Raw genomic sequence first — 16,127 nt, forward strand, 5'->3', positions numbered from 1 at the left:
AGTTTTTTCAGGAATGGCATCAATCTCAACTTTTAAATTTTTGATAAATTCAAAATAAGATGCTTTGAGTTCTTCTTTTATGGGTTCGGCAGCTGGAAGTTTTATGGCATAAGGGTCCACCTGTTTTCCATTGTACCAAAAACGGTAACAAACGTGAGGACCCGTAGCAAGTCCTGTACTGCCCACATAACCAATGATGTCACCTTGCTTTACACGTTCGCCTACCCTAACGGCTCTTCTCGACATGTGTAAATATTGTGTAGAATAAGTATTGTTGTGTTTTACTTTTACATAATTGCCATTTCCTGCTGTGTAGCCTGAGCGTTCCACAACACCGTTTGCAGTGGTCATAATAGGTGTGCCATGTGGAGCGGCATAATCTGTTCCCAGATGAGCCCTAACTTGTCTCGTAACAGGATGAAGTCTTCGCGGACTGAAACGCGATGAAATTCTTGAGTAGTTCAAAGGTGCTTTTAAAAAGAAACTTCTAAGCGTATTTGCTTTTTCGTCATAATAGTCGGCTTCTCCTTTTATACTGTCGGTCACAAACTTGAAACCGTAATAAGGCCTTCCGTAGTGATTGAGTAATGTGGCTTCAACGCTTTCAATTCCTGCATAAATGGTGTCGTTGATGTAGTTTTCGTTATAAATAATTTTAAAATTATCGCCTTTTTGAAGTTTAAAAAAATCTACTGTCCATTGGTAAACACTTGAAAGCTCGTGTACCAATGCCTGGCTTAATCCTTCATCAACCATAGCTTGTGATAGAGAGGAAGTGATTACTCCTGAAGCCACTCTTCTTTTTGTGGTTAACGGCAGGCGGTCCCTGTAAGCATAAATACTGTCAGACAAATGGATTACAGTATAGTCGATGCGTGATGCCTGATAAATAAATACCTGAGCCTGATTGAGTGAATCTTTCGACCTGAGCACAGTATAGGGCCTTCCGGCACGAAGCCTGGCCACATTGATAGTGTCTTTTATATTGTTGACAATTGTAAAAACCTGTGCGGGTGATACTCCTTGCCTGTCCATAATTAAACCAAAAGTTTCCCCGGATTTGATAGTGTCTCTCACCACTTCAAAATCGTCGAGAGCAAAGCCGAATTCAACAATGGATTCTGGGGTCACCGTTTCAGTAACTTCAGGGGTTTCAGTAGTGTTGTTGCAGCTAATTAAGAAAAAAGTGGATAAAAGGGATAGGTAAGCGATTTTTTTCAATTCAAATGGTTTTTATAGGTTCATTCCCCATTGATCTATTTCGTCTTTGCTCCATAAACTTGGGAAAAAAATTCTTTTCTGGTATTTTGGATGCATGTATTTTGTCCAGTCACTTCCGCCGGTGGCTTCCACTTTTTTGTCAGGATTGCCTCCGGTGAGGTAATAATTTGCCGCATCATAATGTGCCATTACCCAAGTGATGTTTACGGTATAGTCATAATGACGCATAGCTTTGATCAAATCGGGGTCTACTTTGATTTCTTCAGGGAGCGATTTGAATTTTGAATACAAATTGATGGTATTGTATTCCTGAGTAAAAGCAACAAATTCTACTTTGTATTTTTCTTCGAAAGCAGTGAGTAAGCGTGATTTTTTGCCCGTATTGTAATCTTTTCCTGCAGCTTGCCAATACAGGTGTTCCAGGGCATGTTCATAGGGGGTGTTTCTGTCAATGGTCGCCCTAAAGCGATTGTCGATTAAATTGATTAACTCAGTTGAAGCAAATTCAATTTTTCGGTATTGTGCACTTTGAAAACCACTGGCAGGTGTGAGCGTGGTTCGGAATTTCATATATTGTTCGGCTTCCATGCCTTCTCTCATAATATTAAATGATGAGGTGAGCATATCAAAGTAGCGGCTGATGCGCATTAGTTTCGTTGAGAAAAAATCGGCGGTTAATTCGTTATTGTGAGCCACCTGCTCGATTTCCCATAATATCATTTTAAACAGCAATTCATTGACCTGATGGTACATAATAAAAACCATTTCATCAGGTTGATTGGTGCGTTGGATTTGCAAATTAAGCAGCGCGTCTGTTTGGATATAGTCCCAGTAAGTGATGGGCTTGGAATGCAATAAACCTTCAAGGTGAACATTTAAATCCTGACCCATTGCGGAAAACTTTTCTTCCAGGCGGTCTAAAAGTTCGTTTCTCTTTGAAGATTTATCCATTGTCATTTACTTTGCTAAAATTTTAAACCAATGTTTGAGCCCTTTGTATTCATCCAGATCTGCTCTTAGTGAGCCAACAGCCAGATCGGCAACAATCCTTAAAGGCACTCTGTTGTCATCGTCTGAAATCCAGACGGTTAAACTCTCCTTTTCTTTAAATACACGGCCTGATTCAACATAAGGCCTGAACACCAAGGTTTGTATGTTGCCAAATTTAGTTTTTAAAACTTCTCTTCGCAAAAACTTTAACCTAAATTTGAAACTCTCATCACCATAAAACATATCAACATCAGTATAATCTCCCGATTTTAAGTTTGTTGTGTCCACATGATTTCTCAAATAGTAAAATGTTGAAAGCATGTCTTGAACGCCATTGGGAAAGGGATAGGTGTTTTTTGTATTCTTTTTCCTGTCATGAACAAGTGCCAGGTTTTTAGTATGATCAAAATCAACAACAATATCACGGGTATGTCCTCCTTCGTTTATATCTCTGATAAACCTGTATGGAATGTCTTTTTGCTTGTCCATATAGGTTTCATAAATGTCTTCTACCTTGAAAAAAATGCGCGACAATCCGGTGTTCCTCCCATAGCCTCTCACGTGATAGACTTCCTTTCCGTTTAAGATGGCATTGTCTACCTGAAGGGTGGCGTACCCGGCGCTTAAAAACCCGGAATAAGACACTCTGAACTTAAACCACTCACCGTCCTGAAATGCTTTTTTTTGAGCAGTTGCGGAAAAGGAGAAAACCAACAAGAATACAATCAATACATTTTTCATCTGTTTATATTTATTTGTTTTTTATCGGTCAGATGTAATGTCCATATAATCATTTTCGGCTTCGTCGCCTGAATCCGCCTATTGTCGGAGCAAGGCGGTTGGTATGGCAATTTTGCTTATGGACATTTCATAGACCAAAAATTCCAATTCTAATGTCAATTGCAATAGTTATTCCAAAAAAATAATACGATGATTTTGTTGTCAAAGTTTTCAACTGTTTTAAAGGGTTCCTCTTAGTGCTTGCTCTCTTTCAATAGATTCAAACAATGCCTTGAAATTACCGGCACCAAATCCCCTGGCTCCCATCCTCTGGATAATTTCAAAGAAAAGGGTAGGCCTGTCTTCCACCGGCTTGGTGAATATTTGGAGTAAATATCCTTCTTCATCGGCGTCAACAAGGATGGAAAGTTTTTGCAGCTCGTTTATGTCTTCTTTCATAATGTCCATATGAGAACCCAATCGTCTGGGAATATCATCATAGTATGCCTGAGGTGGTGGCGGTAAAAACTCTATGCCTCTTTCTCTCAATTGAGCGACGGTTTTGATGATGTCATCAGTTGCCACAGCAATGTGCTGCACACCGGGACCTTCATAAAAATCCAGATATTCCTCAATCTGTGATTTTTTGGCTGCTTTTGCAGGTTCGTTGATGGGAAATTTAATTCTTCCATTCCCGTTGCTCATTACCTTACTCATCAAAGCAGAATATTCGGTATGGATTTGTTTGTCGTCAAACGACAGGAAATTTACAAATCCCATTACGTCCTCATACCATTTGACCCATTGGTTCATTTCGCCCCAGCCCACATTGCCCACCATGTGGTCGATGTATTTTAAGCCCACCGGTTCCGGATTGTAGTCTGATTTCCATGCTCTATAACCGGGAAGAAAAACGCCGTTATAGTTTTTTCTTTCGACAAATATGTGAACGGTTTCGCCATAAGTATAGATTCCCGAACGCACCACTTCGCCGTGTTCGTCTTTTTCAACTGTGGGTTGCATAAAGGGCTTCGCACCTCTTTTTGTGGTTTCTTCAAAAGCACTGCGGGCGTCTTCTACCCATAGTGCTATTACTTTTACACCATCACCGTGCTTGACAATATGCTGGTTGATTGGTGAACTGCTGCTTAGTGGCGTTGAAAGCACCAGTCTTATTTTATCCTGCTTCAAAACATAAGAAGCCCGTTCTTTATTTCCGGTTTCCAAACCAGAATAAGCATAGGACTGAAATCCAAAGGCTGTTTTATAAAAATGGGCAGATTGCTTGGCATTGCCCACATAAAATTCAACATAGTCTGTTCCCAAAAGGGGTAAAAAATCCTGTGCCCCTTCAAATATTTTTTCGAGACCGTAGTCTACTGATTTTACTTCTTTACTCATTGTTACTGTTGTTTTCTAATTTTTATTTATCTAACCAGGATTGGTAATAAGTGTCGTCTGCAATTTTCATAGCCTCATCTGTGAGCATTAAAGGTTTAAATGTGTCCACCATAACAGCGAGCTCTTTAGTTTCTTTTTTGCCGATACTTGCCTCATAGGTTCCCGGATGTGGCCCGTGTGGAATTCCGGCAGGATGTAATGATATGTTTCCGGGTTTTACACCGATGCGACTCATAAAATCGCCATCTACATAATACAACACTTCATCGCTGTCAATATTGCTGTGGTTGTATGGTGCCGGAATGGATTGTGGATGGTAATCATACAAACGAGGCACAAATGAACACACCACAAAAGCATCGGTTTCAAAAGTTTGATGAACCGGTGGCGGCTGGTGAATACGGCCGGTTATGGGCTCAAAATCGTGAATGGAAAACGCATAGGGGAAATTGTACCCGTCATAGCCCACCACATCAAAAGGATGAGAGGCATAAACCATATCAAAAATTTCATCGCGCTTTTTCACTTTGATAAGAAATTCGCCGGTTTTGTCATGAGTTTCCAGTTCTTCGGGTTTACGAAGGTCTCTTTCACAGTAAGGAGAATGCTCAAGCAATTGCCCAAACCAGTTTCTGTAACGTTTTGGTGTATATATGGGCCTTCTGGACTCTACTATAAAAAGGCGATTGTCATCAGTATCAAAATCAATTTTGTAAATGATGCCTCTTGGAATAAGGAGATAGTCACCATATTTAAACTCCAGATTTCCTAAAAGTGTTCTAAGCTTTCCGGAACCTTTGTGAATGAAAAGCAACTCGTCTGAGTCAGTATTTTTATAAAAATAATCCTGGGTTTTGTTTTGTGGTGCTGCAAGTGTAATGTGGCAATCGCTATTGGTCATTACAATTTTTCGGCTTTCGAGATAATCTTTCTCAGGAGTTACATCAAATCCAAATAATTTATAGGATTGCATATTGTTTGGATTGACAATTTTCGGAGCCACACTGTATTGGTTTCTAATTTCTTTTACCTGAGTGGGCCGATGAACGTGATACATATTGCAATACATTCCGTCAAAACCTATTGTTCCAAAGAGTTGTTCATAGTACAAATCGCCGTTGGGTTTTTTGAATTGGATATGGCGTTTATTAGGAATTTTCCCCAGTTTGTGATAGAAAGGCATAACAAGTTGTTTAGCTAACAAATATCGGAAAAAATAAGTAAAAGAAAGCTAAGAAAAGTTTAAAACCAAAAGCCCAAACTTACAAACCAGTGACTTTGTTTTGTTTCGGTGGAATAAGAATAAAAAAGCTCAATGGGACCAATAAAAGTGTCACTAGCCAACCCCAGTGCATAGCCCCTATGAGGAATGCCATCAATCCAAGCCGATGAATCAAACAGTTTATCGCCCACATTGGCAATGTTTGCTACTGCAGAAACATAGGTTTTTCTGTAAAATTGATAGTCGGCCCTTAATGCAGATTTTAAAAAAGTATCTCCTCTCAAGCTAAATGAATCATAGCCAAAAAGGTGAACAAAATTGTTGATACTGTTATATCCATAGCCTCCCACAAAAAAGTCGAGGGTAATTGTATCTTCGCCGCCAATTTTAAAGCCGCCTTCAGAAGTGAGTGTCAAAGCGAGGTTTGGAGAAGGACTATAGGTATAACCCAACGAAGCTTTAGCTATAGAAAAAGGTTCAAAGTCTTCATTAAGCCCTGTGGCAAATGCATAGAAATTAAATTTTCCGTCAAATAAAACACCTTTTTTAGGAAAGTATTTATTGTCACGACTGTCAAGGGTCAAATAACCATATGCGCTATAATAGTTAGTGTTTTCAAAAACCGTCTTGTCATTTTGATTACTGTCTTGGAGTGTTATTGATTTGAATTGCAAATTTTTATGCTCAACACCCAACCCAAAAGAATAGATTTGTGCAAATAGGGTTTGCAAATAAAACTGATTGGTAATATCCTCGTGTTTTATTTCTATGTTTGCAATGGCAGAAAAATTGTCTAGAATGTCCGGCGGAAAAAGTTTGTAATTCACATTCTTTTTAAATTTGTTATATCGTGACCTTACACCCACACTCCAGTAAAAACCTTTGTCTATATAATAATCAAAATTATACCTGATGTTGTCTCCCAATATAAAATCAAAAGAGACAACATCATTTTTCTGAATGAGCCTTTTACGGGTGATATTAACCAAAGCAGCACTTTTGTATAAATCGTCATAATGCACACCCAGTCTCAAAAGTGATCTGGACCGGGTTTCAGTAAGTTGTAGTTCAAGAGTATTTTCAAGTTCTTCATTTTCACGAAAAAAATAGTTGATTTGGCTAAAATTTCCAGTTGCACTAAGATTATTAATCCCCTCACTGAAACGCTGATAGGTGGTTTTATCCGGTGGCTTGAGTTTCAATTTTCCCATGACATAAGAGCGTGTGTAATCATTCAAGCCGGAAATTTCCACCACATCTATCCGCAAACTGTCTGAAACCGTTTTTTTAACTTTTTCCCGTTTTCTGTGTTGTTGTCTTTGTGCCAGTAGCTCCAGCTCTTCTTTAAATTTGTAAGCTTGAACTTCACCGGCTTTGATGATGGAGATGCCTCGGTCAAAGGAAATAACAGAAAAGGCTTTAATATCAGGATGAATATAAATATCAGTCTTCTCGCGCTTTTCAATCATATCATTGATGGTCCTGTAATTGTTTATTTGAACCAAAACATCAATGGCAGACCTCAAGTTTTCCCTGGACAACAAGCTGTCTTGAACGTCCACACCAATGATGATTTCGGCTCCCATCCTTCTCAATTCATCAACCGGATAATTATTTGTCACTCCACCATCTATGAGTATTTGACCGTTAACTTCTATCGGGCTGAAAATAGAAGGCAAAGCACCACTTGCAGAAACAGCTTGGGGCAAATAACCGCTTGTCAACTTAACTGACTTTCCGGTTTCAACATTGGTGGCCATACAAAAAAACGGGATGGGCAGCTCAGAAAAATCATTGATGTGACTCACATGGCTGGTTAATTTTGACATTAAATTAAATAAGTTCTGACCTTTGGAAAGTGCCGAAGGAAACGAAATCCTAAATCCATCAAAGGGAAGGGTTATGGCATATTTTTCAGCATCGGTTTTTTCATAAAACGTTTTTGCTACTCGAGGAAGGTCGTCCTGGATAAGTTCATCAAAATTCATTATATGAAAAATGGAGTCCAACTCCCTTGCGGTATAACCGGAGGCATATAAAGCCCCCACTATCGCCCCCATGCTGGTTCCGCCAATGTAGTCAATGCGCACCCCGGCATCTTCAATCACCTTGATAGCTCCAATATGTGCCAGGCCTTTGGCACCACCACCACTCAACACCAACCCTACCTTGACATCTTCCTGCTCTTGTGAAAAGGAAAATCCTGATAGAAAAAGGGCAATTAAGAGAATAACTGTTTGCTTCATTTAAGATTCTTGTAATGGTCAATTATTTTTTCAGCTCTGTGGTGACCAACCAAGGCTTCTAAATCCTGAAAGCTTGTTTCAGAAATACGTTTAGCACTTTTAAAGTGCTTCAAAAGGTCAATAATGGTTTTTTCGCCTATTCCGGGGATGGATTTCAATTCGGTTTTTAACGCTTGGCTGCTTCTTTTATTCCGGTGAAACGTAATTCCAAACCGGTGAGCTTCATTCCGCAATTGTTGAATGATTTTCAACGTCTCCGATTTTTTGTCTAAATATAAGGGAATTGGGTCGTTTGGAAAAAATAATTCTTCCAATCTTTTAGCAATTCCCACGATTGCAATTTTTCCGCGTAAGCCTAATTCATCCAGACTTTTTAATGCAGAGCTCAACTGCCCCTTCCCTCCATCTATGATGATGAGTTGTGGTAAAGGTTGCTTCTCCTCGAGCAATCTTTTGTAACGTCTGTAAACCACTTCTTCCATAGACGCAAAATCATCAGGTCCCGTTACAGTCTTTATGTTATATTTTCGATAATCTTTTTTACTGGGTTTTCCGTTTTTAAAAACCACACAGGCCGCCACGGCATTGCTGCCTTGTATGTTTGAGTTGTCAAAACACTCGATGTGCCGCGGTTCTTCCGAAAGCCTGAGGTCTTTCTGCATTTGAGCCATAATGCGGTTTTCATGCCTATTGGGATCGGTAATCTTGATTTGTTTAAAACGCTCAATTCGGTAGTATTTGGCATTGCGAATGGACAATTCTAGTATACTTTTTTTGTCGCCCAATTGTGGTACATGTACTTTGATGTTTTCGCCCACTTCAACTTCAAAAGGCACATAAATTTCTTTGGAAAGTGAATCAAATCGTTGCCTGATTTCAACTATCGCAAGCTCCAGCAACTCCTTGTCGCTTTCGTCCAGCTTTTTCTTGATTTCCAAAGTGTGTGACCTTATGATTGAGCCAAATGAAATCTGAAGAAAATTGACATACCCATAACTTTCATCAGAAACGATGGAAAACACATCCACATCGTTGATTTTGGGGTTGACAATGGTGGATTTTGACTGGTAATTTTCAAGAATTTCAATTTTTTCTTTCAGGCGTTGAGCGTCTTCAAACTGCAAGTTTTCAGCATATTGTTTCATTTGTTTTTTGAAACGTTGCAGTGAGTCTTTAAAATTGCCCTTTACAATTTGCCGAATGGCATCTATGTTGTCGTGATAGTCTTTTTCACTTTGTTTGTTTTCACAGGGTCCCAGACAATTTCCCAAATGATATTCCAGGCACACTTTAAACTTGCCGGTATTAATTTTTTCTTGGGAAAGGTCATAATTGCAGGTTCTTAAGGGATACAAGCCTTTAATCAGATCGAGTAGGGTGTGCACCGTTTTCATGCTGGTGTAAGGGCCGTAATATTCAGAGCCGTCTTTGATCATTTTTCGTGTCGTGAAAACCCTTGGGAAACGCTCGTTTTTGATGCAAATCCATGGATAAGATTTGTCATCCTTAAGCATCACATTGTAGCGCGGTTGGTATTTTTTAATCAGGTTGTTCTCCAGCAAGAGAGCGTCTGTCTCAGAAGTGACCACAATGTGTTTAATCTCATGGATTTTTCTAACCAATAAACGAGTTCGGGTATTATCGTGGCTTTTCGAAAAATATGAACTAACCCGTTTCTTTAAATTCTTGGCTTTCCCAACATAGAGGATTTTACCGTTTTTATCATAATATTGATACACCCCTGCACTGTGAGGCAGGGTCGAAATCTGTATTTCTAAAGCGGTTTTTTCCATTTATGTAAAGGTAGAAAATAGATATTAGATGTGAGATATTAGATGAGAGACAATTAATTCAAAATATTTTGTAATTTTCATATCAGATTTTTTATAAATGGCATCACACAACGAACTCGGAAAATTAGGAGAAGAACTTGCAGCTCAGTATTTGCTGGCAAAAGGCTATAAAATTCATGTTCGCAATTATCAATATGAACGTGCGGAGGTTGACATCATAGCCGAAAAAGACAACCTGATGGTGTGTGTGGAAGTAAAAACCCGAAACTCTGATTTTTTTGGCGACCCCCAAAGTTTTGTTACCCCATCAAAAATCAAACAAATCGTCAAAGCGATGAATGCTTATTTAGAAGCCAACGACATCGAACTGGAAACCCGGTTTGATATTATTGCAGTTTTAAAAAACAAAACAACTGAACTCATCTCGCATTATGAGGATGCGTTTTATCATTTTTAAGAACTTCCATAGCTTTATAAAGCAATATGATTTCAAGCAATATCAGTGGAATCATTAAAACATACCCCAACCAGGCCATAAATATGGTAAAGAAGAAAAGAGAAACGATAATTTCAAAAACGCCGGTTGCCAATGCTGTATTGCCCAGTTGGTCTTTGAGTTTGATGATGCCAATCCCAAATAAAACACCAATAGCTCCAAAACTCAGGGACATTCCGCTGATAAAAATTTCCATTGGAATGAACTCTGAAAAAAGAGAAATGATGTCATAAATGTAAATGAGAGCTGAAAATGCAATCAACACAAGAGATGAAAATTTCAACACGGTGTTTTGAAGTGCGACACCCAAGACCCAAAATCCCTTTATAAAAAACACCAACGAAATAAGGGTGCAAATTTTTAATACAATATAGACAGAAGTTGGGTAAGGGTTTTCGTCTTCGGTAAACCTTGTCCAGTCTGCATAAAACTCAGGAAAACCAAATAAAAAGTATAAGGCACCAAAAACACAAGCAATGGTTAATGTCTTTATTGTATAATTGATTTTTTCAGGAGCAATCAAAAGTTGCTGTCCATTTGATTTTGATATAGTCGGTTGATTGATGGATTCTATGTCATAGCCAAGCGCTGCAAGAATAGTCTTTATGGTATAGGGCCTTGGCGTAACTTCACCGGCTTCAATCCGCTGAATGGTGCGCACATTGATGTTGCACTTTTCCACCAAATCTTCCTGGGTGAGTCCTTTCTTTTTTCGTAAATCAAGGATTTTTTGACCTAACTCGGGCTGTTTCATTTTTTGATATTTGAATAATGGCACAATACTACGAATGAACACCTCAATGTACAATATTTTTCCATGAATTTCACCCGACATTCACCCGACATTGCACGGCATACCCACTGGAATTACCGATTTCCTTTTGATTAACCCTCTCAGGGTTTTGAACCCTGAGAGGGTTGTAGTGCTACTCAAATTGAATTACATTTGTCAAAAATATTCCCTTATGCTCACCGAACAACAACTTCTTGAGAGAAGCAACTCAAGCTGCGAAATGTGCAAAGCGACCCAAAACCTTAAAAGCTACAACCTGCCCAACTCACCAAGCAATATAGCCGAGATCAATGTGTTGCTTTGCGATACTTGTTTAAGCCAAATCGAAAACCCCGATACCATAGACCCTAACCACTGGCGGAGCTTAAACGACAGTATGTGGAGTACCGCGCCAGCAGTACAGGTGCTTTCTTGGCGAATGCTTAACCGTTTGAAGAGTGAAGACTGGCCACAGGATTTACTCGATATGATGTACCTCGATGACGAAACCCTGGCCTGGGCAAAAGCTGCGGGAGACGATGTTGCTTTAGGTGATAAAATTATTCACAGAGACAGCAATGGTGTAATTTTAGAAGCCGGAGACAATGTGGTTTTAATCAAAGATCTGGATGTAAAAGGGTCTTCGCTCACCGCAAAACGAGGAACAGCTGTAAGACGGATTTCCTTGGTTCATGACAATGCCGAGCAAATTGAAGGCAAAGTAGAAGGGCAGCAGATTGTGATTTTGACGAAGTTCGTCAAGAAGGTGTAATATAGACTTGAAATTTATAGAAATAAGATATTAAATAAAGCCTTCCTGCTTCTTTTTTGATGTTTCCGAAAGCTATTCTATTAGCATTAGGGAAATAACAGTGGCAAATAAAAAGGGTTTAAGGTTTATGTATTAAAAGTGAATATCAAATTGCAATCTGTACACCAACCTGTTGCGGCTGTTGTCTTCAAAGTCATTCAAACCTAAATCGGTTTGAATTTTAAGCTTGTGACCCACAAAATATTTGGAAACCCCAAGCGTATATTGTTTTTCGGCATCAAGGGATGAAATTTCGGCGTCCTGCATGATTTCGGTATAGCGCCCGGTGACCTGCACGTTGTTGTTAAAGACATATCCTGTTTGCAGGTTGAACCCTTCGCCAACATTTACAACATCTCCGGTAGGTGTTCCGTCGCTATTTAAGGCAATGGCCTCATCGGCATCGCGCAGGGCATATTCCCCCATAAAGGACCAACCTTTGTATTTAAACATGGCATCTACAAACAGGGTGCTGATATTGGTTTCAAAAAATCCGGTATCGGTCACCATATAGGCACCTGAGTTGGAGCGTGTTCTTACGGCATTGTTGTTAAAATCATAGGTAACACCTACAGCCAGTTTGGGTGTTTGCCAGCGCTTGAGGTCTGCACCCACATAATCGTCAAAAGCACCAAAGGGCAACGCTTCCAGGCGTCCGGTGTACTGGAACCCTCCCAAGTTTCCTGCAGTGACATTACGGCCTTCTCCTTGTGAAAAAGCAAAGGCTTCCTTGATAATGAAGTTTTCACCCAATGCAATCTTGTGGTGTAACTGGATTCCCATATCACGGTCTATATTAAAATGGCTGTTTACCAACGAGCGGTCAACCACTTCCATATTGGCAGACGAAATTACACGTTCGCGGTTCCCGGGCAATTTGGCCTGACCGGCCCACAATACAAAGTTTTCGTGAAAATTCCATTTCAGTACAGCATCCAGAATCATGCGATTGGTATTGCCATTGAACTCAGATGCCCCTGAAATATCCCTGTTGGACAGACCGACTTCCAGTTTGTATTTCAGTTTAGGGGTATAGGCAAATCCGTCAAATTTGAGACGTGACCGACGAATGAGAAAATTGGATTGCAAATTGCGAAGGTCTTCATACCCGGGATAATCCCATTGTCCTGTATAAAGGGATTGGAAACGGGCACCAAAAACCATACTGAAAGAACTGTCTTTTGCCACTATATTCAGGATTCCTTTTCCAAATTTATTTTCTGTGAGTTCCTGGCCCTGGGCAAAAAATGTGACCATAAGGGTAATAAGAACCGGTAAGGTTATTTTATTTTTCATAATTCGCTCTTAATTTTTGTCGCTGCAAAGAACCGAACCGAATGTTAAGTAGAAGTTAAGCACATATTATGCTTCAGTAAATTTAAAAAAAAAAGGTTGCCTGGCCAAGGCAACCTGTCATACATCTGAATCGACAAAAATTAAGACGGTATGAAAATTCTTAATGAACATTAAGTTGCACAAAAATCGTAATTACACATTACATCGATGTAAAATGAATGTTATTAATTGTTCATTTTTTGGTTATCAACACATTTAAGTTATATGGTGTAGATTAAGTATGGGTTCTTGATTTTGGATAAAAGAACTTCTTTTAAAAATATCAATAGTACTGTTGAACTATTTGAGAAATTTAACCCTAATATATTTCAAATCAATAAAATACTCCTTACTTCATATGTGTAAGGGGTATTTTTATAAATTTAAAATAGGAGCAATATATTTACCAAAAAAGATTAGATTGATTTCGACTTTAATCAATCTTCAATGAGTTTCAGTCTTCGCAGTTGATCTACCTAAATATAAAAACGAAAAATAAATTAAGACTTATTTTTCATTTCAGTAAAATAATGAAAAAACTGCGGGATGGTTTCAATACCTTTCAGGTAATTCCAGATGCCGAAATGTTCATTGGGGGAGTGTATTGCATCGCTGTCCAGACCAAATCCCATTAAAATGGTTTTACTTTTCAGTTCTTTTTCAAACAAGGCAACTATTGGGATACTGCCACCGCTGCGTTGCGGGATGGGTGTTTTACCGAAAGTGGCTTCATAAGCCTCTTCAGCAGCACGGTATTCCATACTGTCGATAGGGGTTACATAAGCAGTCCCTCCATGATGTGGAGTGACTTTTACTTTAACGGCTTTAGGCGCGATGGATTCAAAATGATTTTTAAACAATTCAGTGATTTCTTTCCAATCCTGATCGGGTACCAACCTCATACTTATTTTCGCGTAAGCTTTACTTGCAATCACCGTTTTGGCACCTTCACCGGTATAGCCTCCCCAGATTCCGTTGACATCCAGTGTGGGGCGGATGGAGTTGCGCTCGTTGGTGGTATAGCCTTTTTCGCCATACACATCGTTCATGTCCAATGCTTTTTTATAAGCATCAAGGCTGAAAGGGGCTTCGCCCATTTTTTCTCTTTCTTCAGTAGTTAGTTCAATCACTTTGTCATAAAAACCGGGAATGGTAATGTGGTTGTCCTCATCGTGTAGAGAGGCAATCATTTTTGCCAGCACATTGATGGGGTTGGCCACGGCACCACCATAAAGCCCGGAGTGCAAATCGCGGTTGGGTCCGGTAATTTCCACTTCAACATAGCTCAAGCCACGCAATCCGGTGGTGATGGAAGGAACATCTTTGGCTATCATTCCCGTATCGCTAATGAGGATGACATCATTGGCCAGTTTTTCACGGTTGCGCTCCAAAAACCAGCCCAGGCTCACACTGCCCACTTCTTCTTCGCCTTCAATCATAAACTTGACGTTGCAGGGCAGTTGGTTGGTTTGGGTCATATATTCCATGGCCTTTACGTGCATATACATTTGCCCTTTGTCATCACAACTTCCGCGCGCAAAAATAGCGCCTTCGGGATGGATTTCAGTTTTTTTGATGACAGGCTCAAATGGCGGGCTCTCCCACAAATCCAGTGGATCAGGCGGTTGCACGTCATAGTGACCGTAGACTAATATCGTGGGCAGGTTTTTGTCAATTGTTTTTTCTCCATAGACAATGGGATAACCCGGTGTTTCGCATATTTCAACGGTATCGCAGCCTGCTTTTTCGAGGCTGTTTTTCACCGCTTCGGCACAGGCAATAACGTCTTTTTTATAAGCGGAATCGGCACTGATTGATGGGATTTTTAATAATTCAATGAGTTCGGAAAGAAAACGGTCTTTGTTTTCTTCAATGTAATTTTTAGCGCTGTTCATAGTAAAATTTTAATGGAGCGTAAATCTACGAAAAACTGTCATTTTTATAAAGGAACTTGTTTGTTTATTACAATCTTTGTTTATCTTTGCACTCCTTTGCTGAAGCTTCGGAGTGCGATGCACAATTCAGTAAAGTTTTATGCCAACAGCGGATGTGGTGGAATTGGTAGACACGCTAGACTTAGGATCTAGTGCCGCAAGGTGTGGGGGTTCGAGTCCCTTCATCCGCACAACGAAAGCTTCTCAGAAATGAGGGGCTTTTTTATTTATAATTTTTCACTGAATTTTGAGTTATTTCAATTGAAATACAAGGGCAATTGTTTGATAAACTTTAGTATTTTTACATCTTAAATCCTCCGTCTTTTATGAGTAGCTCTTTTGAAAAATACCAGAAACGCAGATTGATTTCGTCCTACTTTTCAGTGGTAATCAGTATTTCTTTGGTTTTGTTTTTGTTGGGATTGCTCGGGCTTTTGGTGTTAAACACTAAAAAGATTGCCGATCATTTTAAAGAGCAAATCGCACTTTCGATATTTCTTAAAGAAACCGCCAAAGAGGTGGAAGTCAACCAGCTTCAAAACAGTCTTGCTTTAGCCGAATATACCAAAAGCGCCACTTATGTGCCTAAAGAAGTAGCCGCAGAAAATTTAAGCCTTGAAATTGGTGAAGATTTTATCAGTTATTTAGGGGACAATCCATTGCAAAATTCTATTGACGTATATCTTAAAGCCGACTTTGTCACTCCCGAACTTATTGAAGAAATCAATTCTGAACTTATGTCAAAAGGCTTTGTCGATGAGGTGATTTATGACAAACCACTAATCGCTTTGCTGAACGAAAATGTAAGAAAAATAAGTTTGTGGGTGTTGATAATTAGTGGCGTCTTTACATTTATTGCCGTGCTTTTGATTAACAGTTCCATCAGGCTTTCAGTGTATTCAAAGAGGTTTATCATAAAAACCATGCAAATGGTGGGTGCTACAAAAAGCTTTATCAGAAAACCCTTTATCTGGAAAAGCATCAAACTCGGTTTGGTAGGAATTTTATTGGCCTGGATAGGAATGGCACTTGTGATGTATTATCTAAACAACACCTTTTCGGAATTGCAATTGCTTGAGCAACCTATGTTGTTGGCTATTTTGTTTGTGGCGATTTTTGTTTTGGGAGTTATTATTACCTGGTTGAGCACCTTTTTTGCAACACAGCGGTTTTTGAATTTGAGGAC

13 protein-coding genes and 1 tRNA gene are annotated in these 16,127 nt (G+C 39.4%); 4 read left to right on the top strand and 10 right to left on the bottom strand.

Going from position 1 to position 16,127, the window contains the following annotated elements:
• The 7 genes from AC6F75_RS01885 to uvrC form a co-directional block, all read right to left on the bottom strand.
• Positions 1 to 1,221 (bottom strand): peptidoglycan DD-metalloendopeptidase family protein (locus AC6F75_RS01885; RefSeq protein ID WP_500713226.1); only part of this gene is annotated, 1,221 nt, incomplete at its 3' end.
• A gap of 12 nt (positions 1,222 to 1,233) precedes the next feature.
• The gene (locus tag AC6F75_RS01890; RefSeq protein WP_500713227.1) at positions 1,234 to 2,172 is read right to left on the bottom strand and encodes a tryptophan 2,3-dioxygenase family protein; all 939 of its coding nucleotides are present in this window, start codon (positions 2,170 to 2,172) and stop codon (positions 1,234 to 1,236) included.
• Between the two features lie 6 nt (positions 2,173 to 2,178).
• Positions 2,179 to 2,952, bottom strand: coding sequence for a DUF3108 domain-containing protein (locus AC6F75_RS01895; RefSeq protein ID WP_500713228.1), 774 nt, complete (start codon positions 2,950 to 2,952; stop codon positions 2,179 to 2,181).
• A gap of 219 nt (positions 2,953 to 3,171) precedes the next feature.
• Positions 3,172 to 4,332 carry a 4-hydroxyphenylpyruvate dioxygenase gene (hppD, locus tag AC6F75_RS01900; RefSeq protein ID WP_500713229.1) on the bottom strand — a complete coding sequence of 387 codons (1,161 nt, stop codon included), beginning with the start codon at positions 4,330 to 4,332 and terminating at the stop codon, positions 3,172 to 3,174.
• Between the two features lie 22 nt (positions 4,333 to 4,354).
• Positions 4,355 to 5,515 carry a homogentisate 1,2-dioxygenase gene (locus AC6F75_RS01905; protein ID WP_500713230.1) on the bottom strand — a complete coding sequence of 387 codons (1,161 nt, stop codon included), beginning with the start codon at positions 5,513 to 5,515 and terminating at the stop codon, positions 4,355 to 4,357.
• A 59-nt stretch (positions 5,516 to 5,574) separates the two neighbouring features.
• Complete coding sequence (locus tag AC6F75_RS01910; protein ID WP_500713231.1) at positions 5,575 to 7,800, bottom strand: patatin-like phospholipase family protein; 2,226 nt, start codon at positions 7,798 to 7,800, stop codon at positions 5,575 to 5,577.
• Complete coding sequence (gene uvrC, locus AC6F75_RS01915; protein ID WP_500713232.1) at positions 7,797 to 9,593, bottom strand: excinuclease ABC subunit UvrC; 1,797 nt, start codon at positions 9,591 to 9,593, stop codon at positions 7,797 to 7,799. The genes AC6F75_RS01910 and uvrC overlap by 4 nt, the downstream gene beginning before the upstream one ends.
• A 97-nt stretch (positions 9,594 to 9,690) precedes the next feature.
• On the opposite strand from uvrC, the gene AC6F75_RS01920 reads away from it, so the two are divergent.
• Entirely contained in the window at positions 9,691 to 10,050 is a 360-nt protein-coding gene (locus tag AC6F75_RS01920) for a YraN family protein (protein ID WP_500713233.1), read from the top strand.
• Here the strand turns inward: AC6F75_RS01920 and AC6F75_RS01925 are convergent.
• Positions 10,013 to 10,843, bottom strand: coding sequence for a helix-turn-helix domain-containing protein (locus tag AC6F75_RS01925; RefSeq protein WP_500713234.1), 831 nt, complete (start codon positions 10,841 to 10,843; stop codon positions 10,013 to 10,015). The genes AC6F75_RS01920 and AC6F75_RS01925 overlap by 38 nt on opposite strands.
• Before the next feature lie 211 nt (positions 10,844 to 11,054).
• On the opposite strand from AC6F75_RS01925, the gene AC6F75_RS01930 reads away from it, so the two are divergent.
• Entirely contained in the window at positions 11,055 to 11,633 is a 579-nt protein-coding gene (locus tag AC6F75_RS01930) for a PhnA domain-containing protein (RefSeq protein ID WP_500713235.1), read from the top strand.
• 132 nt (positions 11,634 to 11,765) lie between these two features.
• Here AC6F75_RS01930 and AC6F75_RS01935 read toward each other — a convergent pair whose 3' ends face one another.
• Both AC6F75_RS01935 and AC6F75_RS01940 read right to left on the bottom strand, forming a co-directional pair.
• Positions 11,766 to 12,968: a porin gene (locus tag AC6F75_RS01935; RefSeq protein ID WP_500713236.1), complete on the bottom strand. Its 1,203-nt coding sequence runs from the start codon at positions 12,966 to 12,968 to the stop codon at positions 11,766 to 11,768.
• Positions 12,969 to 13,507: 539 nt separating this feature from the next.
• Complete coding sequence (locus AC6F75_RS01940; protein ID WP_500713237.1) at positions 13,508 to 14,902, bottom strand: dipeptidase; 1,395 nt, start codon at positions 14,900 to 14,902, stop codon at positions 13,508 to 13,510.
• 148 nt (positions 14,903 to 15,050) lie between these two features.
• Between AC6F75_RS01940 and AC6F75_RS01945 the strand changes: the two genes are divergently transcribed.
• Positions 15,051 to 15,132, top strand: a tRNA-Leu gene (locus AC6F75_RS01945).
• 135 nt (positions 15,133 to 15,267) lie between these two features.
• The coding region (locus tag AC6F75_RS01950; RefSeq protein WP_500713238.1) for a permease-like cell division protein FtsX at positions 15,268 to 16,127 on the top strand (860 nt) is incomplete at its 3' end.

It is taken from the genome of Planktosalinus sp. (assembly GCF_059864935.1).